The 22,035-nt window shown below is 29.9% G+C and carries 24 protein-coding genes; 12 read left to right on the top strand and 12 right to left on the bottom strand.

Annotation, left to right across the window (positions count from 1 at the left end):
• Positions 1-46: 46 nt before the first annotated feature.
• Entirely contained in the window at positions 47-970 is a 924-nt protein-coding gene (gene mltG / locus DZ65_RS0106925) for an endolytic transglycosylase MltG (protein WP_051428199.1), read from the bottom strand.
• Here mltG and DZ65_RS0106920 point away from each other — a divergent pair.
• A complete protein-coding gene (locus DZ65_RS0106920; protein WP_024790932.1) occupies positions 909-3,770 on the top strand; it encodes an AsmA-like C-terminal domain-containing protein in 2,862 nt (953 codons plus the stop codon). The genes mltG and DZ65_RS0106920 overlap by 62 nt on opposite strands.
• Here DZ65_RS0106920 and DZ65_RS0106915 read toward each other — a convergent pair.
• The 7 genes from DZ65_RS0106915 to mobB all read right to left on the bottom strand — a co-directional run bounded on the left by DZ65_RS0106915 (position 3,767) and on the right by mobB (position 9,937).
• Positions 3,767-4,132: a heat shock protein transcriptional repressor HspR gene (locus tag DZ65_RS0106915; RefSeq protein ID WP_024787913.1), complete on the bottom strand. Its 366-nt coding sequence runs from the start codon at positions 4,130-4,132 to the stop codon at positions 3,767-3,769. The two genes, DZ65_RS0106920 and DZ65_RS0106915, sit on opposite strands and share 4 nt — an antisense overlap.
• A gap of 13 nt (positions 4,133-4,145) precedes the next feature.
• Entirely contained in the window at positions 4,146-4,991 is an 846-nt protein-coding gene (locus DZ65_RS11425; protein ID WP_024791433.1) for a DnaJ family protein, read from the bottom strand.
• A 180-nt stretch (positions 4,992-5,171) separates the two neighbouring features.
• The gene (locus DZ65_RS0106905) at positions 5,172-5,732 is read right to left on the bottom strand and encodes an NUDIX hydrolase (RefSeq protein WP_024791432.1); all 561 of its coding nucleotides are present in this window, start codon (positions 5,730-5,732) and stop codon (positions 5,172-5,174) included.
• Positions 5,725-6,606, bottom strand: coding sequence for a hypothetical protein (locus DZ65_RS0106900; protein ID WP_024791431.1), 882 nt, complete (start codon positions 6,604-6,606; stop codon positions 5,725-5,727). Before DZ65_RS0106900 ends, DZ65_RS0106905 begins: the two co-directional genes overlap by 8 nt.
• A gap of 40 nt (positions 6,607-6,646) precedes the next feature.
• Positions 6,647-8,548, bottom strand: coding sequence for a methionine--tRNA ligase (gene metG / locus DZ65_RS0106895; RefSeq protein WP_024791430.1), 1,902 nt, complete (start codon positions 8,546-8,548; stop codon positions 6,647-6,649).
• Positions 8,545-9,393 carry a class 1 fructose-bisphosphatase gene (locus DZ65_RS0106890; RefSeq protein WP_024787908.1) on the bottom strand — a complete coding sequence of 283 codons (849 nt, stop codon included), beginning with the start codon at positions 9,391-9,393 and terminating at the stop codon, positions 8,545-8,547. Before DZ65_RS0106890 ends, metG begins: the two co-directional genes overlap by 4 nt.
• A 58-nt stretch (positions 9,394-9,451) precedes the next feature.
• Positions 9,452-9,937, bottom strand: coding sequence for a molybdopterin-guanine dinucleotide biosynthesis protein B (gene mobB / locus DZ65_RS0106885; protein WP_024787907.1), 486 nt, complete (start codon positions 9,935-9,937; stop codon positions 9,452-9,454).
• Positions 9,938-9,999: 62 nt separating this feature from the next.
• Between mobB and DZ65_RS0106880 the strand changes: the two genes are divergently transcribed.
• The 10 genes from DZ65_RS0106880 to DZ65_RS0106835 all read left to right on the top strand — a co-directional run bounded on the left by DZ65_RS0106880 (position 10,000) and on the right by DZ65_RS0106835 (position 16,394).
• The gene (locus DZ65_RS0106880) at positions 10,000-11,241 is read left to right on the top strand and encodes an MgtC/SapB family protein (protein WP_024787906.1); all 1,242 of its coding nucleotides are present in this window, start codon (positions 10,000-10,002) and stop codon (positions 11,239-11,241) included.
• Positions 11,242-11,279: 38 nt separating this feature from the next.
• Positions 11,280-11,786 carry a 3-isopropylmalate dehydratase small subunit gene (locus tag DZ65_RS0106875; protein WP_024787905.1) on the top strand — a complete coding sequence of 169 codons (507 nt, stop codon included), beginning with the start codon at positions 11,280-11,282 and terminating at the stop codon, positions 11,784-11,786.
• Positions 11,773-12,837 carry a 3-isopropylmalate dehydrogenase gene (gene leuB / locus DZ65_RS0106870; protein ID WP_024787904.1) on the top strand — a complete coding sequence of 355 codons (1,065 nt, stop codon included), beginning with the start codon at positions 11,773-11,775 and terminating at the stop codon, positions 12,835-12,837. The genes DZ65_RS0106875 and leuB overlap by 14 nt, the downstream gene beginning before the upstream one ends.
• Positions 12,815-13,057, top strand: coding sequence for a hypothetical protein (locus DZ65_RS0106865; RefSeq protein ID WP_024787903.1), 243 nt, complete (start codon positions 12,815-12,817; stop codon positions 13,055-13,057). Before leuB ends, DZ65_RS0106865 begins: the two co-directional genes overlap by 23 nt.
• Before the next feature lie 46 nt (positions 13,058-13,103).
• Complete coding sequence (locus DZ65_RS0106860) at positions 13,104-13,349, top strand: hypothetical protein (RefSeq protein ID WP_024787902.1); 246 nt, start codon at positions 13,104-13,106, stop codon at positions 13,347-13,349.
• Between the two features lie 22 nt (positions 13,350-13,371).
• On the top strand, positions 13,372-14,436 hold the full coding sequence (locus DZ65_RS0106855) for a CCA tRNA nucleotidyltransferase (protein ID WP_024790036.1): 1,065 nt from the start codon (positions 13,372-13,374) through the stop codon (positions 14,434-14,436).
• 2 nt (positions 14,437-14,438) lie between these two features.
• Complete coding sequence (purU, locus tag DZ65_RS0106850; protein WP_024790930.1) at positions 14,439-15,266, top strand: formyltetrahydrofolate deformylase; 828 nt, start codon at positions 14,439-14,441, stop codon at positions 15,264-15,266.
• A gap of 108 nt (positions 15,267-15,374) precedes the next feature.
• Entirely contained in the window at positions 15,375-15,503 is a 129-nt protein-coding gene (locus tag DZ65_RS0106845) for a hypothetical protein (protein ID WP_024787900.1), read from the top strand.
• Positions 15,496-15,993 (top strand): tRNA (cytidine(34)-2'-O)-methyltransferase, encoded by a 498-nt coding sequence (locus DZ65_RS0106840; protein ID WP_024787899.1) that lies wholly within the window; start codon positions 15,496-15,498, stop codon positions 15,991-15,993. The genes DZ65_RS0106845 and DZ65_RS0106840 overlap by 8 nt, the downstream gene beginning before the upstream one ends.
• 38 nt (positions 15,994-16,031) lie before the next feature.
• On the top strand, positions 16,032-16,394 hold the full coding sequence (locus tag DZ65_RS0106835; protein ID WP_024787898.1) for a nitrous oxide-stimulated promoter family protein: 363 nt from the start codon (positions 16,032-16,034) through the stop codon (positions 16,392-16,394).
• On the opposite strand, the gene DZ65_RS0106830 is transcribed toward DZ65_RS0106835, so the two are convergent.
• Positions 16,372-17,289: a DNA polymerase III subunit delta gene (locus DZ65_RS0106830; RefSeq protein WP_024787897.1), complete on the bottom strand. Its 918-nt coding sequence runs from the start codon at positions 17,287-17,289 to the stop codon at positions 16,372-16,374. The two genes, DZ65_RS0106835 and DZ65_RS0106830, sit on opposite strands and share 23 nt — an antisense overlap.
• Positions 17,290-17,335: 46 nt before the next feature.
• Here DZ65_RS0106830 and DZ65_RS0106825 point away from each other — a divergent pair, with 46 nt between their 5' ends.
• Positions 17,336-18,568 carry an OmpP1/FadL family transporter gene (locus tag DZ65_RS0106825; RefSeq protein WP_024787896.1) on the top strand — a complete coding sequence of 411 codons (1,233 nt, stop codon included), beginning with the start codon at positions 17,336-17,338 and terminating at the stop codon, positions 18,566-18,568.
• Here the strand turns inward: DZ65_RS0106825 and DZ65_RS0106820 are convergent.
• Genes DZ65_RS0106820 through DZ65_RS0106810 form a run of 3 tightly spaced genes read right to left on the bottom strand, consistent with a single transcriptional unit; the run spans position 18,565 to position 21,969 of the window.
• Positions 18,565-20,502, bottom strand: coding sequence for a ribonuclease R family protein (locus DZ65_RS0106820; RefSeq protein WP_024790929.1), 1,938 nt, complete (start codon positions 20,500-20,502; stop codon positions 18,565-18,567). The two genes, DZ65_RS0106825 and DZ65_RS0106820, sit on opposite strands and share 4 nt — an antisense overlap.
• A complete protein-coding gene (locus tag DZ65_RS0106815; protein WP_024787895.1) occupies positions 20,499-21,296 on the bottom strand; it encodes an HDOD domain-containing protein in 798 nt (265 codons plus the stop codon). The genes DZ65_RS0106820 and DZ65_RS0106815 overlap by 4 nt, the downstream gene beginning before the upstream one ends.
• A complete protein-coding gene (locus DZ65_RS0106810; RefSeq protein ID WP_024791429.1) occupies positions 21,289-21,969 on the bottom strand; it encodes a M48 family metallopeptidase in 681 nt (226 codons plus the stop codon). The genes DZ65_RS0106815 and DZ65_RS0106810 overlap by 8 nt, the downstream gene beginning before the upstream one ends.
• Positions 21,970-22,035: the final 66 nt, after the last annotated feature.

The following is a 22,035-nucleotide window of genomic DNA, read 5'->3' as shown; positions in this document are numbered from 1 at the left end:
AAGTGAAAAATTTTTGTTAATTTTACATTTTACATTTTTTAATTTTTCATTTATTTTTGCATTTTCCGATATTCCTTAAATGTGCTTTATAATTTGTAGCAAAAAGATGGTGTTTTCCGCATTTTACAAAATAAAGATAATTGACTTTTGCAGGAAAAATTGCAGCAATCACAGCCTCGGTTGAAGGAATACATACAGCAACTTTAGGAAGACCGTAAAATTTATAAGTATTAAATGAAGATTTGTCGTTTTTAATCATTTCAGGGGTAACTTTCATATGAGAATATTTTCCGTAATTTAATGCTCCGTCCATTTGAAGTTTCATATGTTTAAAAAGCCTGTTATATATTACAGCGGAAATATATTTCATTTCATTTGCATTTGCGGCTTCTTTTTGTATTATTGACGCAACAATCAAATATTTTTTATATTTGCTGTATTCAAATTTTCCGAAAATTTTATCTGAAATCTGTTTATGATAAGTTAAAGAAACATTATATAAATAATCACAAACCTTTTCAGGACTCATCCCAATAGGTAAAAAATAGGTATCAGGTTTTAAAAAGCCCTCGTCAATATTACAGTAAAAATTTTTTAAATGCAGTTTATTTTCTATCTGTTTGAATATAAAATAATTTGTTTCACCGGGAATAATTGTTATTTTTACAAGAGCCGCTTTAGATGTCGTTAATTTATATAAAAAATCTAATTTACTCATTTTTGTTTTTTTTAAATCTATCCAGCCTGCTTGCGGTTTACCCAAAAGATAAAGTATAATTTTATCTATTATTCCGGTATTAAAATTATTTTTTTCTAAATAATCGATTGTATGATTTACACTGCCTTTTGGAATATATACAACTCTATCGGAATGTAAAGGCAGGGCCAGATAAAAAAGGGTAAATATAATGAATATTATCAAAACTTCAATCCAGGCTGCAATTCTTACAATTTTTTTATTTTTATTCATATTCTTCATATCCTTATTCAAAGGTATAACATTATATAATATTAATTTTCAAAATATGCATATTAAAAAAATTTTTTTAAAAATAGAACATAACAGACTTCAAAGTAATATCGACATTTCATCTATTCCTAAAAATGAAAAAATAAAATTATATAAAATTATCGGATTTGTAAAATTTTTAAAATATATAAAAAAACTGAAAATTTCCGCCCCTTATCTTAACATTGTTTACAATAATCATTTTTTAAATATAAAATACAATAATTTAAACCTAAAAGCATATATAAAAAACATATTTCCAAAATCAAAAATTGTTGTTTATTCACTGAAATATAACGATATTGAAATAAAAAATATAAACCTGAGTTTAAGAAATTATTTAAAATATTTTTTTATAAAAGGTTTTTTTAATTATAAAAATTCATTAATCTATTTTAAAGGTAAACTTTACCCGATATCAAACAGAATAAAACTTGTTTTAAATTCCGATAATTTATTAATAACACAAAAAAATTTTATTATCTCTTTAAATGATTTAAATTCCAAAATAAGTATAAATTTAAATAAAAATAAAATTTTTTCCACAACCTATATTAAAAATTCTAAAATAAAATATAACAATATATCAATAGATACCAATTCTTCAACAATATCCCAAAACAATGAAAATTTTCAGTTTTCTATAAAACAACTGCATATTAAAAAGTTTAAAACATTAAAAAATATTTATGCCTATAATATCGAAATAAATACAAACTTTCTAAATTATTATACACAGATAACATCCAAAGCTTTAAAAGCAGATTATAAAAACTTATCAATAGCTTTAAAAAATATTCAAATAAAAATTCCTGATAAAACCTCCGCTTTAATAAATATTCAAAAAGGAGATATTAAAAACAGCGTTTTTTCTTTTTTATTAAATAAAATATACATTATAAAAAACAGTGATAAAATTTCTTATGATATAAATTCTACAAATTTTGTTTCAAAAAGAATAAAAGCGGTTTCTTCAAGCATAAAAGGGGATAAAAAAACAGTTTTAAACAAAATAATTTCAGGTATAGCGGATAATTTTGACTTTAAAATAGAAAATAACAAATTCGATATTACAAATAAAACTTTCACTTCCGAAAAAATCGTTTTTAACGGAGTAAAAATTAATAATCTGAAAATAGATTTTAATAAAAAATATGCACTTTTCAGCTCTAAAGAATATTTCAATAACAAGATAAACAATGTTTTAAAAAAAGAATTAAATATATCTATTCCTCTAAAACAGACAGGAGGGGAAAACAATATAAGAGGGATTGTCAAGTTTGATAAAAACATTTCATTCAATATAGATGTAATTTCTAAAAATCCTATTTTAAAGCTTGATTCTCTTCCCCTTCAGGCCCAAGAAGCCAATATAACCGTTACGCCGGATTATACCTCCTTTAAAATAAAAAAATCATTTTTGGAAATAGCGAGAGGAATTGATCTGTTTTTTACGGGTGTCGGCAAAATCAGTTATGAACCTCTTATTTTGACATTAAAAGGTGTAATAAACAATTTTGTTGTTTATCCTATTTTAGATGTTAAGAATTTCAAAGAAGAAGCAACAATGGATTTGAATTCACTTGAGCTGTTTTTAAAAAATTCTCATGTTTATATAAATTTGGATAAAGACAATATTATTATCAATAATTTAAAGCCGTTACTGCATTACACCCCTTTTAAAAATATGATTGACAACGGTATATTATTTATCTCTTTTGCAAAAAACATTAAAGCTTTAACCTATATAAAACCAAAACTTGCTATTCTTTACAGACACAGCAACCTTCCCGTGGAAAACAATTTATCAAAATTCGCTTTTAATAAAATCACGTTAAATCTGGAACTTAACAAAAATAAAATTATACTTTATAATAATTTCATACAGTTTTTTATGAATAATAACGATTTGTTTTTAAGCTTAAAAAATATAGATATAAATCTTTTCCCTTTGGAAAAATTTTATTATAAAAATTTTAATCAAAAAAACACTGAAAATAAAAATATAATAATTAATTTGAAAAATTCCAATATTTTATATAAAACACATAAGTTTCTCTCCCAAAAAGCATCATTAAAAGAGATTAACAATTCCGTTTCGCTTAATTCAACATATAAAAATTCAAAATTAACAGGCTATACAAAAAACGGTTATTTTTTATTGGAAGGTAAAAATTTTTCAAAAGAGGAATTCGGGGCATTTTTACCTAAATTTAACTTTTTTAAAAAAATAAATCTTGATTTTACGCTGGTTAAATCCCCGGATGATTATTATATAGGAAATGTTTATATAAACAATGCAATAATTACAAAATTAAAGGCACTAAACAATGTATTGGCTTTTTTAAACACAATTCCTTCAATACTTTCCCTTTCAAATCCCGGTTTTTCTTCAAAAGGATATAAAATAAAAAAAGGAAATATCCAATATCTTCTTTTCAATAAAATTTTATATATCAAAAAATCAGATATTGAAGGGGAAAATATAGATTTTTTTTCAAAAGGATATATAGATTTCAATAAAAATTATATCAATTTAAAAACTAAGGCAAAATTAAAATTAAAACTTAAAAAAATACCTGTTATAGGAAAAGGGTTAAGTTATCTGCTACTTGGCAAAGACGGCAGTATAGAAGTTAAAATGATAATAAAAGGAGATTTATACAATCCTAAAATCACAAAAGATATAGGAAAAGCACTTCTTCCTAATCCGTTTAATCTGTTTAAAAGAGTGTTAACCCTGCCGTTTAATATATTTTAAATCTCTTTATCGGGAACCAAAATAAGCTGATAGGTATCTTTTTTTATAACAACGCTTCTGTTTCTCGGAATCTGTCCCTGAGCTTTTTTTAATGCTTCCATTTCTTCTTGCAGGGCTTCTATCTCTTCTTTTAACTGAAGCACTATTTCAACACCGGCCAGATTAACCCCCAAATCCCTGACCAATGATAATATCAGTTTCAACCTGTCTATGTCTCTTTGAGAATAAAGTCTCATTTTACCTTCCGTTCTGTTAGGTTTAATTAAACCTTCCCTTTCATATTGTCTAAGGGTCTGCGGATGGATGTTTAACATTTTACTGACAACACTTATTAAATATACCGGTTCATCATAACTGTGCATTTTACACCTCCTTTTATAATTTTTCCTGCATCATTTTAGCAAGTTCCGGGTCCAGTTCTTCAATTTTAGGCAGTTTTGGAATAAGTTCTATATATAAATTACCGTTATTCACACCATAACCTTTAACCCTTAATTTTTGACAGCATTTGGAATTTTCGGGAACTTTTACATTAATATGCCCTTTAAATGTATCTACACCCACTTTTCCGCCAAAAATCATAGTTTTTAAAGGAACCTCAACTTTTGTATATAAATCGTCACCTTTTCTTTCCCAGTTAGGATTTGGGGTAACTTCCACTTCTAAAATCAAATCACCTCTTTTACCCTGATGAGATTTACCCTTTCCCCTGATTCTTAGTTTTTGCCCGGATTTAAGTCCTGAGGGAATTTTTACTTTTATAGCCTCTCCGTTATAATTAATGGTATAAACACCGCCTTTAATGGCTAAATCAAAAGGAATCTGAATTCTTGCATGAACATCCAAATCCGGCTCAAACCCTCCACCGAAACCTTCGAATCCAAAGCCGCCAAAGCCTCCAAAACCTCGACTTGCACCAAAACCTCCTCCGAAAATCTGTGAAAGAATTTCTTCCAAATCGACATCTTTATGCTGTCTGTAAAAATCCTGGAAGTTTTGACCGTTAAACATATTGTCGCCCATTGCGTCATACTGCTTTCTTTTTTGGGCATCACCCAAAATTTCATAAGCTGTATTTATTTCTTTAAATTTTTCTTCACATTCGGGCTTTTTACAAATATCAGGATGATATTTTCGCGCCAGTTTTCTATACGCTTTTTTAATTTCATCCTGAGAGGCGCTTTCAGAGACACCTAAAATTTCGTATAAACTTTTTGCCATATCCCCTCCTTTATAAAAGTAAAATGTACAATGTACAATGAAAAAAACATTATTTTAACATAATTTTACAATAAAATTGAGTTAAAGTCAATCAAGTAATTTTAAAAAACCAATATATAATTTTTCATCATGGCCGCTTTTGATAGCCAGATGAGCTTAATTCGCTTTGCTCATTTTTGCTCATTTTTCATTTTTTATTAGCCACCAAAGAAAGGCAAATTTAAGCCCAGGAGTTGTTGTAAATTTATCATCAAAAATTATTTTTTCAGCATCTTCTACTTTTATAAAAACAGGCTCAATATCTTCATCATCTATTCCGCCGCCCTCACTTATTTTCATATTTTCGTCAATTACGGCATAATAAAGTATCTGTTTGGAACCGCTGCTTCCCACACTGCTGTAAAATTCTGTAATTTTTTTAATATTTTTTATATCCACATCATATCCGCATTCTTCCAAAATCTCTTCTTTTGCAATTTCTACGGGGGATTTTTCTTTATCTATTAATCCGGCACAAAGTTCATATGTATAACCATCACCGTTTTTTAAAAAAACCGGCATTCTAAACTGCTTAACAATTAAAAAAGAATCAAAACTTTTGTGATACAAAAGTATTGCCACGCTGTTATTCCCCACACAGACTTCCCAAAATCTGTCTTTGTTTTTATATTTAAAAAAAACTTTTTTCAAAGATAAAAACCTGCCGGAACAGAGATTTTCTATTTTTTTTATTTTAATCAAAAAGTTTCCTTTCTTTTTCTTTTGTTTTCAATTCAATTTCCATATCCACCAGCATTGCAAAATTAAAATATCCGTTTAAAATTTTTTTATTATATTTGCCAACAATTATAGTTTTGGCATATTTAGTGTTTTCTATAAGATAATTTAGTTCATTAAAAAAATTTTCATCATTTTCAATACCTAAAATTAATACTTTATCACTTTGCCCATATTCTACTTTTTCTAAAAATTTATTTACAAAAACGGGTTTAAACCTCTCCAGTTCAAAATCAAGGGAATATTTTAAATCTTTATTTTCAAAAAAATTAAGCGCTTTTGCAAAATTTTTTTTATATACAAAAGGCAGATTTATCTCTATCTGATTATATCTGGATTTAAACAGAGAAATTTGCTCTAACTTAATATTTACAGATTTTAATTCTTCTATATTTGTAAAAATTTTTTTAAATTCTGGATTAGAACTTATTAAAAAACTTTCTTTTTTATTAAGTGCCGTTAAAAAAGATTTTTCATTTTCCAAAACCACAACTTTTTTATCTATATTCATTTTTTTTATAATATGGGCGGTAATTTTATCAGTAAAATAAATTTTAGTTTTTATATTTTCATATTTGAATATGTCAAAAACGGCTTTTTTTATAGAAGAGACTAAAATCCAGGCTATCTCTTTATCTATTATTTCAAATTCTTTTTCACTTACTATGGCATAAGCCCCGTTTTTAACAGCTTTTTGTATATCATCAAAATTATTCGAAAAAAAGCAGCTTCCTCTTAAAACCTCTTTGGGGTTTTTAGTAAAAGAAGTAACTTCACTGATAAAGGGGCGGTTTAGAAGTTCCCCTTTTATTAAATTAACTAATGTTTCTATTTTCATTTATTTTTACTTTCACTATTCACCGTTTTCACTATTTTCACTATTTTATCTGCGTTCCGACTTTTTTAGGTTTTTCAGGCCTGATAAGGGAAAAACCGTTTTCATCTTTAGCCCCGAGAAGCATTCCCTCACTGATCATTCCCATAAGTTTAACAGGTTTTAAATTACTTACAACACACACATAAGTATCAATCAGCTCTTCTGGAGTGTAGTATTCTTTAATTCCGGCAATAATCTGACGGGGTTTACCTTCTCCCAAATCAACTTCCAGCCTAAGCAGTTTTTTGGATTTTTTAACCTCTTCAGCCTGAACAACTTTTCCAATTCTTAGCTCGGTTTTAAAAAATTCGTCTATTGTTACCAAATTTTGGGGTTTTTGCTTAATTTCAGATTTTTTCATTAAAGGTTTTTCTATTTTAGGAAAAAGTGGAGGAATTTTTTCTATAATAAAATCTCCAATCAATTTCCCGTCCATTATTTCTTTAAAACTTTTTTCATTTATTTCAAATCCGAGTGTTGAGGCAATTTTTTGAGTGGTTTTTGGCATAAATGCATGCAGATTTACCGCCACAAGCGCCAATAAATTGGCAATAAGCCCAAGAAGTGCGCCTGCTTTTTCATTTTCTCCCGTTTTCATCAAATCCCAAGGTTTGTATGTATCTATTGCTTTATTTCCGATACTTAAAACTTTCCATAACTCTTCTAAAAATTTATGTATCTGCATTTTCCACAAATATGTTTTTTCCAAATCTTTGAGTATATTTCTCGCTTCATTTAATTCCCCTGAAAAATATTTTTCGACATTTTGGGAAGTTATTTTCCCGTCAAAATATTTATATGCCATTCCTATAATTCTATTTAGCAAATTTCCGAGATCATTTCCGAGGTCGTTATTGATTCTGTCTATTAACGCTTTTTCACTAAAATCACCGTCTGCCCCGAACGGCACTTCTCTTAGCATAAAATATCTGAAATTTTCAATTCCGTATGCATCGGCGACTTCTTTGGGGTTAATTACATTTCCTTTACTTTTGCTCATTTTTTCTCCGTCTCTTGTCCACCATCCGTGAGCAGCTATTACTTTCGGAAGGGAGTATCCTATACTCATCAGAAACGCCGGCCAGTAAACAGCATGAAATTTAAGTATATCTTTTCCCACTATATGAAGCTTTGCAGGCCAGTATTTTTTCATCAAACTTTCATCCCCGCTGCCGTATCCAAGTGCCGTTAAGTAATTAAACAATGCATCAAGCCATACATAAACAACATGTTTTGGGTCATTAATCTCTTTTGGAAGTTTAATTCCCCATTCAAAGGAAGTTCTTGTAATGGAGAGGTCTTTTAAACCGTCTTCGACAAATCTTATAATTTCATTCGCTTTTGCTTCAGGCAAAATAGGTTTTTTTGTTTTCAGCCAGTTTAGAATTTTATCCTGATACTTAGAGAGTCTGAAAAAATAACTTTCTTCTTTTATAATTCTTGTAGGCCTGCCGCAATCCGGGCACAATTCATCATTAACAAGCTGGCTAGGGGCCACAAAACTTTCACACCCCACACAATAATGCCCTTCATAATAATCTTTATAAATATCCCCGTTTTCATACATTGTTAAAAAAGCTTTTTGAACACCTTTAATATGCCCGGGGTCTGTGGTACGAATAAATTTATCATAGCTTATTTCAAATTCATCCCACAACTTTTTAAATTTTGCACTTATTTCATCTGCATATTCTTTTGGGCTCTTGCCTCTTTTTCTGGCGGCTTCCTCAATTTTTTGGCCATGCTCGTCAGTACCCGTTAAAAAAAAGGTATCAATTCCCTTAAGTCTTGCATATCTTGCAATGGAATCAGCGATTATAGTCGTATACGCATGCCCTATATGCGGAACATCGTTTACATAATAAATAGGCGTTGTTAAATAATATGTACTGCAGTCGCTCATTTTTTTCCTTTATAAGTATTTAAAACTTTTTCTATTTCATAATTACTTCCGAGAAAGCAGGAAGTAGTGTCATGATAATGCTCATATCCCAGAGTTAAAATATTATTTTCCCCGTCTATTGCAAGGCCTCCCGCACGTTCAAACACATATGCAAAAGGAAACACTTCAAAAAGCTTTCTGAGTTTGCCTTTCGGTTTATCGGTTGCGGCAGGATAAGCAAAAAGACCTCCACCTTTTAATAAAATCTGATGTAAATCCGGCACCATTCCTCCGGAATATCTGAGTCTGTAACCTTCTTTAAAAAAATTATCAATCATTTTTTTATGATACGGGTACCAGCATTTTTGAGTGCCCCCGGGCCCCAATATTTTTCCCTTTTCAGAAAGTCTTAATTCTTTTATATATTCAAATTCTTTTTTTTCTTCATTAAATCTGAAAAGTTCCACCGTATCCCTGGCTACAACAAGCTCCAATCTCGGACCGTATACAACATATGCGGCAGCAACAATATTTTCCCCTGCATAATCCCCTTTATAAATTCCGAAAATACTTCCGACACTTAAATTGACATCTATTAAACTGCTCCCGTCAAGCGGGTCATAAGCAACAAAATATTTACCGTTTTCATTTAACGTAAGGGCATCTTCTTTTTCTTCGCTTATTATCTGTGCCACACTTGAAACACAGCCTAAATGTTTTTCAACAATTTCATCGCTTATTACATCAAGTTTTGCCTGAACATCCCCGCTTATATTACATGTGTCCGCTTTACCGGTATCCTGTGTTTTAATAGCACTGCTTATTTCAATGGCTATATTTTTTATTCTATCCATTATTTCGGTCATACCCGCTCCTTTTTAATATTTTCACTACTCACCATTCACCTTTCACTACTTACTATTTTTACACTTCTTTTGCATTATTCAATACCCATTCGATTATCTGATCCGTATCATTTAAATTCAGTATTTCTATATTTTGGGGTATTTTACTTTTATCCACACTCTCATCAACGGCCACGGCTTTTATATATCTGAAATAACTTTCATCAACATCACCCCTGAATATCCCAATTCTCGGAAGAGGCAGATATTTAAGCCCTTCAACAAGCAAAATATCAAAATCGTTTATCATATTTATAATTTCATCAAGTGATTTTTGCCTGTGAGAAAAATAAGTGGTTCTGGTGGGGGATGTTACAACAACCTCCGCTCCTGTTGAATAAAATCTGTAACTGTCTTTACCCTCTTTGTCAAACTGCGCCTTGTCGGCCGGATCGTTTTTAATAATCGCTATTTTGTATGAACTGATAAGCCTTTTGGCAATTTTTTCAATCAATGTTGTTTTTCCCGAATTGCTCGGACCTGTAAATGCAACCGCTTTTCTCAAAACATGCCTTTTTTTTTATAATTTTAGCAAAATTTTAATATAATAATAAAAAAGGCTTAATTTTGGATTTGAAATTTTTAAAACTTTTATTAATTTCCATTATTATAGGTTTCAGCATAGGGCTTGAAAGGAGTATCAGATTTAATTCCAAAAACATAAATTCATTTGCAGGAAGCAGAACTTTTGCCCTTATTTCCCTTGCAGGATTTATAAGCGCATGGTTAAATGACAGATATCCTTATTTTTTATATATCAGTTTAATTATTATAGGAAGCCTTACTGTAAGTGCTTATTTATTAAAAGTTATTCATTATAAAAAACAGGGTTCAACCACACATTTTGCCGCCATTATTTCTTATTTTCTGGGAATTCTGGTTTATGCTGGAAAAGCGGAATACGCCATTTTTATAGGTGTTATAATAATTGTTGTTTTGTCTTTAAAACCAAAATTGGAAGAATTAGAAGCAAAAATTTCCGTAAATGATATCAATGCGGCGGTTTTACTTTTGGTTATGACATTTTTAATACTTCCCATATTGCCAAATAAAACAATAGACCCTTATAATTTATTCAATCCGTATAAAACCTGGCTTATGGCCGTATTAATATCTGCTTTATCATTTTTAGGCTACATTTCCCTTAAAATTTTAGGAAACAAAGGAATTTTAATTACTGCAACGGCGGGAGGCCTTTTCAGCTCAACCGCTGTTACTTTCGCACTTAGCAGAATGTTTAGAGAAAATAAAAAAAACCATTACCTTTATGCGGCAGGTATTTCAATAGCAAACGCTATAATGTTTGCAAGGGTTTATATTGAGACATTAATTGTAAATCAGGATATATCAAAAAAAATCTTAATTCCCTATCTTCTTGCCACGCTTTTCGGACTTTTTTATTCATATTATTTATATAAAAAATCAATTTCTGAAAAACTGACAATGCAGCTGAAATCAAAAAATCCTCTTGAAATTGACGAAGCTATTAAATTTGCAATTATTTTTGCGGTTATTTACGCAGCCGCGGAACTGGTCAGTAATAAATACGGAAATATAGGAATTTATATTTTATCGTTTTTTTCCGGAATTACCGATGTAGATGCAATAACTCTTTCGTTAAGTTCTCTTGCCCATAATAAAATTTCTTCCATCAGTGCTCTAAACGGTATTATTATCGCAAGTATCACAAATTCTATAGTAAAATTTTTTATTGCCGTTTTTATAGCAAGAAAATTAACAAAGGAGCTTTTTTTCTTTTTTTTATTATCTTTTGCAGGACTTGGGATAGGATATTTAATAGCAATTTAAACTCAGATTTGGTAAAATTTTGAAAAAAAGGGATTTTTATGAATGTAATAACTGGAAGAGTATGGAAATTCGGAGACAATATAGATACAGATTTGATTATTCCGGCAAGATATCTCAATACGTCAGACCCTCATGAACTTGCCAAACATGTAATGGAAGACGCCGATCCTGAATTTCCGGCTAAAGTAAGACCGGGCGATATAATTGTGGCAGGATGGAATTTCGGAAGCGGAAGCAGCAGGGAACACGCCCCAATAGCATTAAAAGCGGCAGGAATTGCGGCAGTGATAGCCAAAAGTTTTGCAAGAATATTTTATAGAAACAGTTTTAATATGGGGCTTCCTATTTTTGAACTGCTTGAAAGTGATGAAATAAACGAAGGCGATTTAATCAAAATAGAAATGGATAAGGGAATAATAAGCGACATTGATACAGGTAAGGTTTATAAATTTACACCAATTCCAGATTTTATGCAAAATTTAATTGCCGCGGGGGGACTTATCAATTATGCAAGGGAAATAAAGGAAAATAATGAAAACATATAATATTGCAGTTATCAAAGGCGACGGAATCGGCCCTGAAATAGTGGATGAAGCCATAAAAGTATTAAATGCGCTCGGTGAAGCGGAAAATATAAAATTTAATTATAAAGAATATCTGCTCGGTGGAAGTGCGTATGACGCCACCGGAACCCCCTGCCCTGAAGAAACAATAAAAGGAAGCCTTGAAAGCGACGCCGTTTTATTCGGTTCTATCGGAGGATATAAATGGGAAAATCTTCCTAAAGAAAAAAGACCGGAAAGCGGACTGCTAAGACTCAGAAAAGAACTGGGACTTTTTGCCAATATACGCCCTGCCATGATTTTTGACGAACTGATAAACGCTTCAACCCTGAAAAGTGAAATTGTCAAAGGTGTCGATTTTGTAGTTGTAAGGGAACTTACCGGCGGAATTTATTTTGGCCAGCCGAGATATAAAGATAATGAAAAAGCCTATAATACAATGATTTATACAAGAGGAGAGGTTGAAAGAATAGCACACGTTGCATTTAAAGAAGCAATGAAAAGAAACAAAAGGGTAACCTCTATCGATAAAGCAAACGTCCTCGAAGTAAGCGAATTTTGGAGAGAAATTGTTGAAGAAATTGCAAAAGAATATCCTGAAGTCAGTTTAAACCATATGTATGTGGACAATGCGGCAATGCAGATTGTAAGAAACCCTAAACAGTTTGATATAATCTTAACAGGAAATATTTTCGGAGATATTTTAAGCGATGAATCAAGTATGATTATAGGAAGCATCGGACTTCTTCCAAGTGCAAGCATTGGAGGAAAAGTCGGACTTTTCGAACCTATACACGGAAGTGCCCCTGATATTGCGGGAAAAGGGATAGCAAATCCTATTGCTACAATTTTAAGTGCCGCTATGATGATGGAATATTTAAACGAATTAAATGCCGCCGGAAGAATTAAAAAAGCAATAAAAAAAGTATTGGCCTTAGGTTACAGAACACCGGATTTAGCCGAATTTGACGCAAAAGAAGTGGTAAATACATCAAAAATGGGGGATTTAATTGCCGAATACGTTAAAGATTAAAACAAAAACATATGCAAAAATACTTGAATCACAGGGTTTTAAAAAAGAAGCCCTGGAGATTTATGAAAGCTTAGAAAAAAAAGACCAGGAAATAATAGAAGCCATTAAAAGACTGAAAAAAAGAAAAAAATTTAAAGGTGTAAATATTTTGAAATTAAAAGAATTTAACGAAATAAATCAAAAAAACAGATTCGAATTTGAAAAATGGCTTATATTTTAATTTTAAATGTTAAATCTTGAATGTTGGATTAAACAAGGTAAAAAAAATGGATATAAAAGAAACAATACTTGAAACATTGCAGGAACTTGAAGAAAATTCAATAGTTGTGGAAGATAATGCAAATAAAAACAGTTGCGAAGATAAAAAATTTCTTTCACATATTAAAGAAAGACTGCTTATTCTATTTGAAGGGCTTCAATCTCCAAACACCCAAAATCTTGATGTCAAACTTGATGTAACATTAAATTTTCTGGAATATTTATTGGTAAAAATCGATGAAAAACTGAAATAGTGAAAATAGTGAGCAGTAAGTAGTGAGGAGTGAAGATTTATATAAGGATTTAGAATTTTTAAAAAAATTTTTTGCACCTTACACTAAAAGAGTTTACATTGTAGGCGGCGCCGTAAGGGATGAGATTCTGGGCAAAGCTCCAAAAGAATTTGATTTAGAAGTTTATGATATAAAACCTCTTGAATTTGATAAATTAATGCAAAAACTCGGGGCAAAAGGAGTAGGTAAAAGTTTTTTTGTATACAAATGGAAAAATTTCGATATTGCCCTGCCCCGCATGGAAACGAAAACATCACCAGGCCACAGGGGTTTTGAAGTAAATTTAATCCAAAATGAAAAAGAAGCAAGTTCAAGACGCGATTTCACTATGAATGCATTGATGAAAAATATTTTCAGCGGAAAAATTTTGGATTTCTGGGGCGGAATTGAAGATATTAAAAACAAAACAATAAGACACATAAATAATGAAAAATTCAAAGAAGATTCCTTGAGGGTTTTAAGAGCCATGCAGTTTGCCTCAAGATTAAAATTTAAAGTGGCTTTTGAAACTGTAAAACTGTGTCAAGAAATAAAATTAAACGATTTGAGCAAAGAAAGAATATACAGAGAATTTGAAAAAATGTTTAATTCAAAATTTTTATACTACGGATTTTATTATTTTATAATATTAAAAATTGCAAAAAAATTATTTAATTTAGATTTTTCAAAAAAAGAATTTTTCCATTTGGCAAAAATTTATAAATCAAACCCCCTTGAAGGATATTTTTTGTATCATCTTCTTTATTATAAACATTTAAATAATAAATTTATAATAAAACAGCTAAATCCGCCAAATAAATTAAAAAGGGAAATAAAAATCAAAAAGTGTCCAAAAACCGTTACCAACAGGTTTTTATACGCCCTGGCTTTGAAATATCCGCTAAATACATTCAGCATATTAAACTTTAACTGCTGTGAAAAATGGTTGAAAAAAGAAAATTTATGGAATAAAAAATACAAACCAAAAAACATAAACCCGGACAATCCGAGATTTTCAATATTAAACGAAATAAGAAGTTATGATAAAATAATTATAAAAAAAGGTTAAAAATGCAATATACATTATTAATTGACTGTAATGATGAAAAAGGTCTTATTTATAAAATATCAAAAATTTTATATAAAAATGATTTCAATATCGAATCGCAACAGGAATTTGTGGATAAAGAAAACAACAAATTTTTCTTTAGGGCTGTAATAACCGGAAAAATAGACAAAGAAAATTTAAAAGAAGAAATTTTAAAAGAAGTTTCCTGTGCCAATGTCAGAATATATAAAAAAAGAAAAAAAAGAGTTTTCCTACTGGCTACTAAAGAGGCACATGCGTTGGGGGATATTTTAATAAAACAGTATTCAGGGGATTTGGATATAGAAATTATCGGGGTTATCGCAAACAGAAACAATTTAAAAGATTTGGTTGAAAAATTCAATATTCCTTTTTATTATGTACCTGCGGAAAATTTAAACAGAACCGAGCATGAAAATAAAATGCTTGAAATTATTATGCCAACAAATCCGGATTATATAATTTTGGCAAAATTTATGAGAATACTGACTCCAAATTTTGTTGAAAAATTTCCAAACAAAATAATAAACATTCACCATTCGTTTTTACCTGCATTTATAGGTGCAAACCCTTACAAACAGGCTTACGACAGAGGTGTGAAAATTATAGGGGCAACGGCACATTTCGTAAATAACAATCTTGACGACGGTCCGATAATAGAACAGGACGTCATAAGGGTAGACCATGAAATGAGCTGGGAAGAGATGAGAATCCAGGGAAGAGATATTGAAAAAATAGTTCTCTCACGTGCAATAAAAAAAGCTATAGAAGATAGAATTTTTGTTTATGCAAACAAAACAATAATATTATAGTGAGTAGTGAGCTTGCCCGGCCGCTTGCAAAGCGGCGGGGTGGTGAGTGGTGAGTAGCCAAGAAGCCAAGTTCCAAGTTAGCAAGAAAGATAAAAAAAGAAGTAGGAAATGAAAAAAAATGTAGAAGAAATTAAAAAACAAATTATAAAAGAGAGGTTAAAAAACATTTTTTCAAAAAAACCAAAAGCTGTAGCAAAAATTTTAAGTTATTTAATCAAAAGGCAAAAAAATGTTTAATGTTGTACTTTTTAATCCTCAAATTCCGCCCAATACGGGAAATATAGGAAGACTTTGTGTAAATGCCGGGGCAAAGCTTCATATAGTAAAACCTATTGGATTTGATATCGGGGAAAAAGCCGTAAAAAGAGCCGGGCTTGATTACTGGTACAAATTAGATTTAACCGTATGGGAAAACACAGATGATTTTTTAAAAAATATTAATATTGACAAATGCCATTTTGCCACTACTAAAACAGATAAACCATATTTTAAGGCAAAATTTAATATGGGAGATTATATCATTTTCGGAAGCGAGACAAAAGGAATTGACGAAAATATATTAAATAAATATAAAAGCAGATGTATTACCATTCCAATGACAAAAGAAGGCAGAAGCTTAAATTTGGCCGTCAGCAGTGGAATTGTACTTTATGAAGCCATAAGGCAAAATTTTATTAATGGAAAATTGAGAATGGAAAATGGAAAATTGACTGGTATCAATGAATAAAACAGACTCTTTTTATATAATAAATAAAAAGGGTTCTTATGACTGAAGAAAAATTTAAAAGTGAGGTCGAAACATTAAAAAAATTTTTTCCTATTTACTGTAATGATAAACATACCGGCCAGTTTATAAAAAAATATAATGTAAATTATAAAAATTTAGAATTAAATTTTGAAATAAATTTATGTGAAGAATGTCATAATTTATTCTCTTATGCAATAGAAAGATTAACTGAATGCCCTCATAATCCAAAGCCGAGATGCAGAAAATGCCCCAATCCCTGCTATGAAAAAGAAAAATACAGACAAATGGCAAAAATGATGAGATATGCAGGAATGAAACTGGGGCTTACAAAAGCTGCTAAAAAATTTAAAAACTTATTTAAAAAGAGTGGTAATTCTTAAGCCAAATCATTGCTTCCCAAAAAAGAGCTTCTTTTTCTTTATCAGAGTTTCTCATTAACAATTCTTTATTTAACAGATAATCAAATAAATTTTTATAATCGTTTTCTTTTAGTTTAATTGCTATATTGACCCGCTTCTTTTCAATATCAAAAGGGAGCTGATAACCCAAAAAGTTTTTCAGGTTTGAAGAGCCTGTTTTTTTTATATAAAGATTGTACTGATAAAGATTGGTGATATAGTTTACAAAAGCCGGTATTATTCTTTTAAAATCTGTGGTTTCCAATATGATTTTCAAATCATCAAAAAAATCAGCTCCGCTCAAAATTTTTACAAACAAATCTTCAAAAGATTCCTCTTTGTATAAAAACACCAAATCAGTTACGTCATTTAAAGATATCTCATTTTTAAATGAGGCTAGTTTTTTTATTTCCTGGGCTAAAAACAGAGGTTCAATACTTTTGGCCAAAAAATTTTTTGCTTCATTTGAAAGAAGAACATTTTCTTTTTTTGATAACAAATTAATATATTCTATAATTTCTTTATAAGAAGGTGAAAAAAACCTTACAAAGTCGTTTTTAGAGAGTTTTATTTTTTTATTTACCGTATAAAAGATAAAACAGTAGTTGTTTTTTGAATAATTTTTAAGCTCTTCTATTTCTTTATTCCATTTATTTGTTTTTACAAATAAAATATTTTTACCGCCGAATAAAGAATTTTCCAATAAATGTGTTTTTGCAGTATTTTTATCAAATTCATCAAAATAGAGTTTTAATATATTTTCATCTTTAAATTTTTCTTCCAACTGTTTTTGATACATATCCAGATAAAATTCGTTACCGTAAAACACAACAAAATTTGGAATCTCTTTTAATAAATCAAACTCTTTTTTATTCATATAAACCTTTTTGTTAAAATTATACAATAACTTAAAAGGAGATTAAATGAAAAAAATTATAGCATTCTCATTAATTTCATCTGTTTTACTTTTGGCAAACGGTTATAAAATACCGGAACAATCCATTGACGGTATGGCTTTAAGTGCTGCAAACGTGGCTGACGCAAACGGGGCTGATGCCAATTATTACAATCCTGCCAATATGGCATTTAATGACAATAAAAATCATTATGAATTTTTAATGAGTTATATTCATTTATACCAGATAGAATTTGACAACAATAACGGAGACGTTTATAAATCAAGAAAAGAAGATTATTTTATTCCTCTGTTTCATTTCAGCTCAAAAGATTATAACAGTTTCAGATGGGGTATTTCAATAACAACCCCGGCCGGACTTTCAAAAAAATGGGATGATACAGTTCCAGAATTAGGAGCAAAAGAATTTACACTGAAAACACTTGAAATTAATCCAAATATTGCCTATAAAATAAATAACAACTTAGCAGTTGCGTTTGGTGTAAGGGCACTCAGAAGTGAAGGGACGACAAATGCTTTTAAAGCCGGATTATATTCCCAGTATTTAAACGGGGATTCTGTGGATTTTGGATGGAACAGTGCCGTTTCTTATCAAAACGACAGCAGAGATATTAAACTTGCACTTACTTACCGTTCCAAAATAGACATGAGCCTAAACGGAGATGCAAGCGGGTATTACAGTAAATATTTATTAACCAAAAATCCGTCCGACGCTTCCACTTTGATAACCTTTAATACCAAGGGAAGGGTAAAAATACCTCTGCCGGCAGCCTTAAATATTGCATTTGCAAAAACTTTTAACAATACAACAGTGGAATTTGTACTTGAGAGAACATTCTGGTCTAAATATAAAAATTTAGACTTTAATTTTGACGATCCGTATGTAGAAGCCATTTTCGGTACGCCAATTCCTAAAAATTGGAAAAATACAAACACTTACAGAATAGGACTTACACATAAATGCAGTGAAAAACTGACGGCAATGCTCGGTTATACTTATGATAAAACTCCGGTACCGGACTCTACATTGGATTTTTCTCTGCCTGACAGTGATAAAAATATTTTTTCAGGAGGCTTTAAATATAAAATGGATGAGAGAATGAGTTTGGGCTTTTCTATGCTTTACGCCAAACAAAAACAAAGAAGTGGAACTGTAAAAAACAATATTCAAACAGTTCAAGGAACATTTAAAAAAGGAGGGGCTTTACTTATGGCTTTTGGATTGGATTACGATTTTTAATCCAATACTTTTCCTTTTATTTTTGCTGTTGCAATATTTGAATCAATTATTTCAATATTGACTTTTTGCAGTAAATTAAATTTCTTTTTATCTTTCAAAAACACCCTTGCCCCAAGCAGTTTATCTTCCAAAATTTTTGCGATAGGAGGAATTTCGGTGTCTTCGATTATTCCTTTGTAAACTTTTCCGATATTAATTTTAGCAACTCTGGCATATTTTCTGTCATAAAAATCCCATTCGACTTTCATTGCCTCTCTTTCCAATTCGCTGATTTTTACGACCAGCGCCTCAATATTTCTTAAAATAAAATCTTTTATTTTTTCCTCTTTTTTCAAAACCGCTTTTAGCAGCCTGTGAAGGGTGAGATCGGAATATCTTCTTATAGGTGATGTAAAATGAGTATATTTATCAAAACCGAGTGCATAATGCCCTACATTCTCAGCATCGTAACGAGCCTGTTTTTGCGATTTTATTATTAATTTATCAATCTCTTTTTTTATGCCCATTTCTTTTGCCTGTTTTTGTATATCTTTTACATTTTTTACAAAATCTTCATTTTCATTTATTTCAATTCCAAGGGATAATAAATTATTATAAAGCTCATCTATTGAAGTACGTGAGGGTTTTTCATGAATTCTAAAAATACCGTAATCAATCATTTTTGCGGCTGCTTTATTTGCAAGAAGCATACAATCTTCTATCAAGGAATGCGAAGGTGTTTCTTTTTCTATTGTAACATCTTCAATCATTCCTTCTTCATCCAAATTCATTTTGATTTCATCACTTTCAAAATCGAGTCCGGTTTTTAATCTCTCACTTCTTATTTTCTGAATTTTATTCCACAAAGGCATCAGCCAGGATAAAATTTTTTTATCTGTTTCATCACTGTTTTCAATATTACCCTCTAAAAATTCATCTACTTTTTCATAAGAATATTTTCTTTTGGAGTTAATAATTCCCTCGAATAATTCTTCTTTAATTACATTATTGTTTTTATCTAAGGTTATTTTAAAAATAAATGCCAGCCTGTCTTCATTCTCTTTAAGGGAACATATATTTTCACTCAGCTCTCTTGGGAGCATCGGAACTGATTTATGGGGAAAATATATGCTAAAACCTCTTTCCTTTGCCTCTTTGTCAATATTTGAGTTTAAATAAACATATTCGCTCACATCTGCAATTGCAACATATAAAGCATTTTCCCCAATATCAAAATAAACAGCGTCATCGTGGTCTTTTGCACTTACCGGGTCTATCGTACAAAAATATTTTTCCGTTAAATCAATCCTTTGCGGATACATACTTTTATCTATAAAATTTCCAAAAGCTTTTGCCTCTAATATAGCGCTTTTTGAAAACTCTTCTTTTTTATTATAAAGAGCCAAAGATATTTTTTCATCCACCCACGCATCATCCAATACCCCCAAAACCTCCTCAATCGTAGAAGTATAATTATTTATTTTAAACACCGCATTTGGAGGAAGTTTTTTTAAGGCTTTCTTAGTAACATTTACACAAATCGGCAGATTGGTTTTAATGTTTTTTATAAGAAGAATTTTTTTAGCATTTTTAATTTCAAAAGTTAAATATCCCACACTGTAAGCAAAAGCTTTTTCAATAATGTAAATTACTTTTGCTTTAGGCCGGCCTTTTTTCTTAAAAAGCCTCTCCGCTATTACCAAATCGCCTTTAGAGGCCGAATTTAAATGATAAGATTCTATTAATAAATCTTTACCCTTTGAAAGGGGAATTAAAAAACCGTAACCTTTTTGTGTGATATCAACCTTGCCAGGTATATATTTGGACTTTAATTTTATTGTTTTTTTGTTTGTCACTATTTTTAAAGTTAGTAAATCATTAACTATATCTCTTTTATCCCTTGGAATATCTTTTCTGTCAATTCCTTTTATAAGTTTGTATATAAATTCCCTCAATCATTTCCTTTTAAAATTAAAGCAATAGCAACATTTAAAGAATCTGTATCTAAATTATATTTGTTGGCGATTTCTATCGCTTTTTTTTCATTTTCTTCATTAAATCCGTTTAAGAGATTTATTAATGTTTTTAAGCTCAGGAGTGATGCACTTTCTTTTTCATAAGTGCCGTTTGGAGCATCAATATTTTTCATAGAAAGGGTTAAATCTTCACTAAATCCCCAATGAGTAAAAATTTTTGCGTTTACTTCCGCTGTTGTCATTCCAACAAATTCTTTTTCTATTTCATTTCTGTTGTCAATAGTTAATTTTGATTTGAATTCATTATCTTTTCCAAGTTTTTTTAATACCAAAGATATAACAACGGCACCCAGGTCTATTAAAAATGAATTAGTAGCCAATATATCCAGATATTTTCTGTTTTTTTTATACCAGTAAAGAACCAGGGCGTTTCTTTTTGTTGAAACATCATGAAATCTATTTTCATCCACTCCGTATGCACTCAAATCAAATTTAAGCGTATTTTTTATTGCAAAAGAAACGGCGAAGCCTTTAACTGTTGCCATACCAAATAACGAAACAGCCTGATCAACACTTTTTATCTGTTTTGTAAATCCGTAAAGCGGAGAATTTGCGGCTTTAAGCAAATTTGCCGTAAGCATAGGGTCTTCTTTTACAACTTTTACCAAATCAGAAATTGAAGAATTTGCGTCATTTGTGATTCTCTGAATTTCCATTATACTTTTTGGCAAAGGCGGAAGTGATTTTATCTCTTTAAAAATATGTTCATTCATCAATACTCCTTAATAATTTTTCAATTTTCTCGTTATCCCCGTAATCATTTAAATATGTTTTTAACACTTCTTTTGCTTTTTGCTTTTGATTCTTCTTTAACAAAATAATAGCAAATATTTTCCAGCTTTCATATTTGGAAGGGCTCAAATTATTTGCTTTCAATGCCCATAATTTAGCCAAATCCAACATATTTTTATTTAAATATAAATTCGAAATCTGTATTGCAATATCATAATCCGGATTTTGATTATAAGATTTAATTAAATCGTTGATATTTACTTTTTCTTCGATTATTAAAGGTTTTTCTTTTATTTTCGCTTTTATTTCATTTTTAAGTTTCTTTTTATCATTTTTTTTCACTTTTGATTCAGTTTGTTTTTGTTTTGTTGTAATATTGTTTTCATTAAGATTTACTTTTGGGACTATAAAAGAGAGGACTTCTTTTTTAGTATTGGTATTATTTGTTTTTAATGTTGTGTTTTTGTCTTTTTTTTCTTTCTTAAGAGTTAGATTCTTTTCATAAAAAAGCGTTTTTTTATTAGTTAAATTTTTTTCTGTTATATTTTTATGACCATGAGTATTGTTTTCTTCTTTTTTTAAAACATTTATATTAAATATTGGCGATTTTTCCGGTTTTTTGTTTCTTTTTAGAAAAAATATAAAAATTAACAAAATAATTAATTATAAAGAAAAAAATAAAAAAAATTTTTACATATTTTTTTTTATAATATAATTTTT

This window comes from Lebetimonas sp. JS032 (assembly GCF_000523315.1).
Classification (GTDB): Bacteria; Campylobacterota; Campylobacteria; order Campylobacterales; family Nautiliaceae; genus Lebetimonas.
The sequence above is the reverse complement of the archived record's forward strand: the minus strand, read 5'-3'. Positions and strand labels throughout refer to the sequence as shown.

What these genes read in the sequence shown, in the direction of transcription:
- DZ65_RS0106920 (WP_024790932.1), top strand. Translation starts at nt 909, where the DNA reads ATGAATATTATCAAAACTTCAATCCAGGCTGCAATTCTTACAATTTTT.
- mltG (WP_051428199.1), bottom strand. Translation starts at nt 970, where the DNA reads ATGAATAAAAATAAAAAAATTGTAAGAATTGCAGCCTGGATTGAAGTT.
- DZ65_RS0106915 (WP_024787913.1), bottom strand. Translation starts at nt 4,132, where the DNA reads ATGCACAGTTATGATGAACCGGTATATTTAATAAGTGTTGTCAGTAAA.
- DZ65_RS11425 (WP_024791433.1), bottom strand. Translation starts at nt 4,991, where the DNA reads ATGGCAAAAAGTTTATACGAAATTTTAGGTGTCTCTGAAAGCGCCTCT.
- DZ65_RS0106900 (WP_024791431.1), bottom strand. Translation starts at nt 6,606, where the DNA reads ATGAAAATAGAAACATTAGTTAATTTAATAAAAGGGGAACTTCTAAAC.
- metG (WP_024791430.1), bottom strand. Translation starts at nt 8,548, where the DNA reads ATGAGCGACTGCAGTACATATTATTTAACAACGCCTATTTATTATGTA.
- DZ65_RS0106890 (WP_024787908.1), bottom strand. Translation starts at nt 9,393, where the DNA reads ATGACCGAAATAATGGATAGAATAAAAAATATAGCCATTGAAATAAGC.
- DZ65_RS0106875 (WP_024787905.1), top strand. Translation starts at nt 11,280, where the DNA reads ATGAATGTAATAACTGGAAGAGTATGGAAATTCGGAGACAATATAGAT.
- leuB (WP_024787904.1), top strand. Translation starts at nt 11,773, where the DNA reads ATGAAAACATATAATATTGCAGTTATCAAAGGCGACGGAATCGGCCCT.
- DZ65_RS0106860 (WP_024787902.1), top strand. Translation starts at nt 13,104, where the DNA reads ATGGATATAAAAGAAACAATACTTGAAACATTGCAGGAACTTGAAGAA.
- purU (WP_024790930.1), top strand. Translation starts at nt 14,439, where the DNA reads ATGCAATATACATTATTAATTGACTGTAATGATGAAAAAGGTCTTATT.
- DZ65_RS0106845 (WP_024787900.1), top strand. Translation starts at nt 15,375, where the DNA reads ATGAAAAAAAATGTAGAAGAAATTAAAAAACAAATTATAAAAGAGAGG.
- DZ65_RS0106840 (WP_024787899.1), top strand. Translation starts at nt 15,496, where the DNA reads ATGTTTAATGTTGTACTTTTTAATCCTCAAATTCCGCCCAATACGGGA.
- DZ65_RS0106835 (WP_024787898.1), top strand. Translation starts at nt 16,032, where the DNA reads ATGACTGAAGAAAAATTTAAAAGTGAGGTCGAAACATTAAAAAAATTT.
- DZ65_RS0106830 (WP_024787897.1), bottom strand. Translation starts at nt 17,289, where the DNA reads ATGAATAAAAAAGAGTTTGATTTATTAAAAGAGATTCCAAATTTTGTT.
- DZ65_RS0106825 (WP_024787896.1), top strand. Translation starts at nt 17,336, where the DNA reads ATGAAAAAAATTATAGCATTCTCATTAATTTCATCTGTTTTACTTTTG.
- DZ65_RS0106815 (WP_024787895.1), bottom strand. Translation starts at nt 21,296, where the DNA reads ATGAATGAACATATTTTTAAAGAGATAAAATCACTTCCGCCTTTGCCA.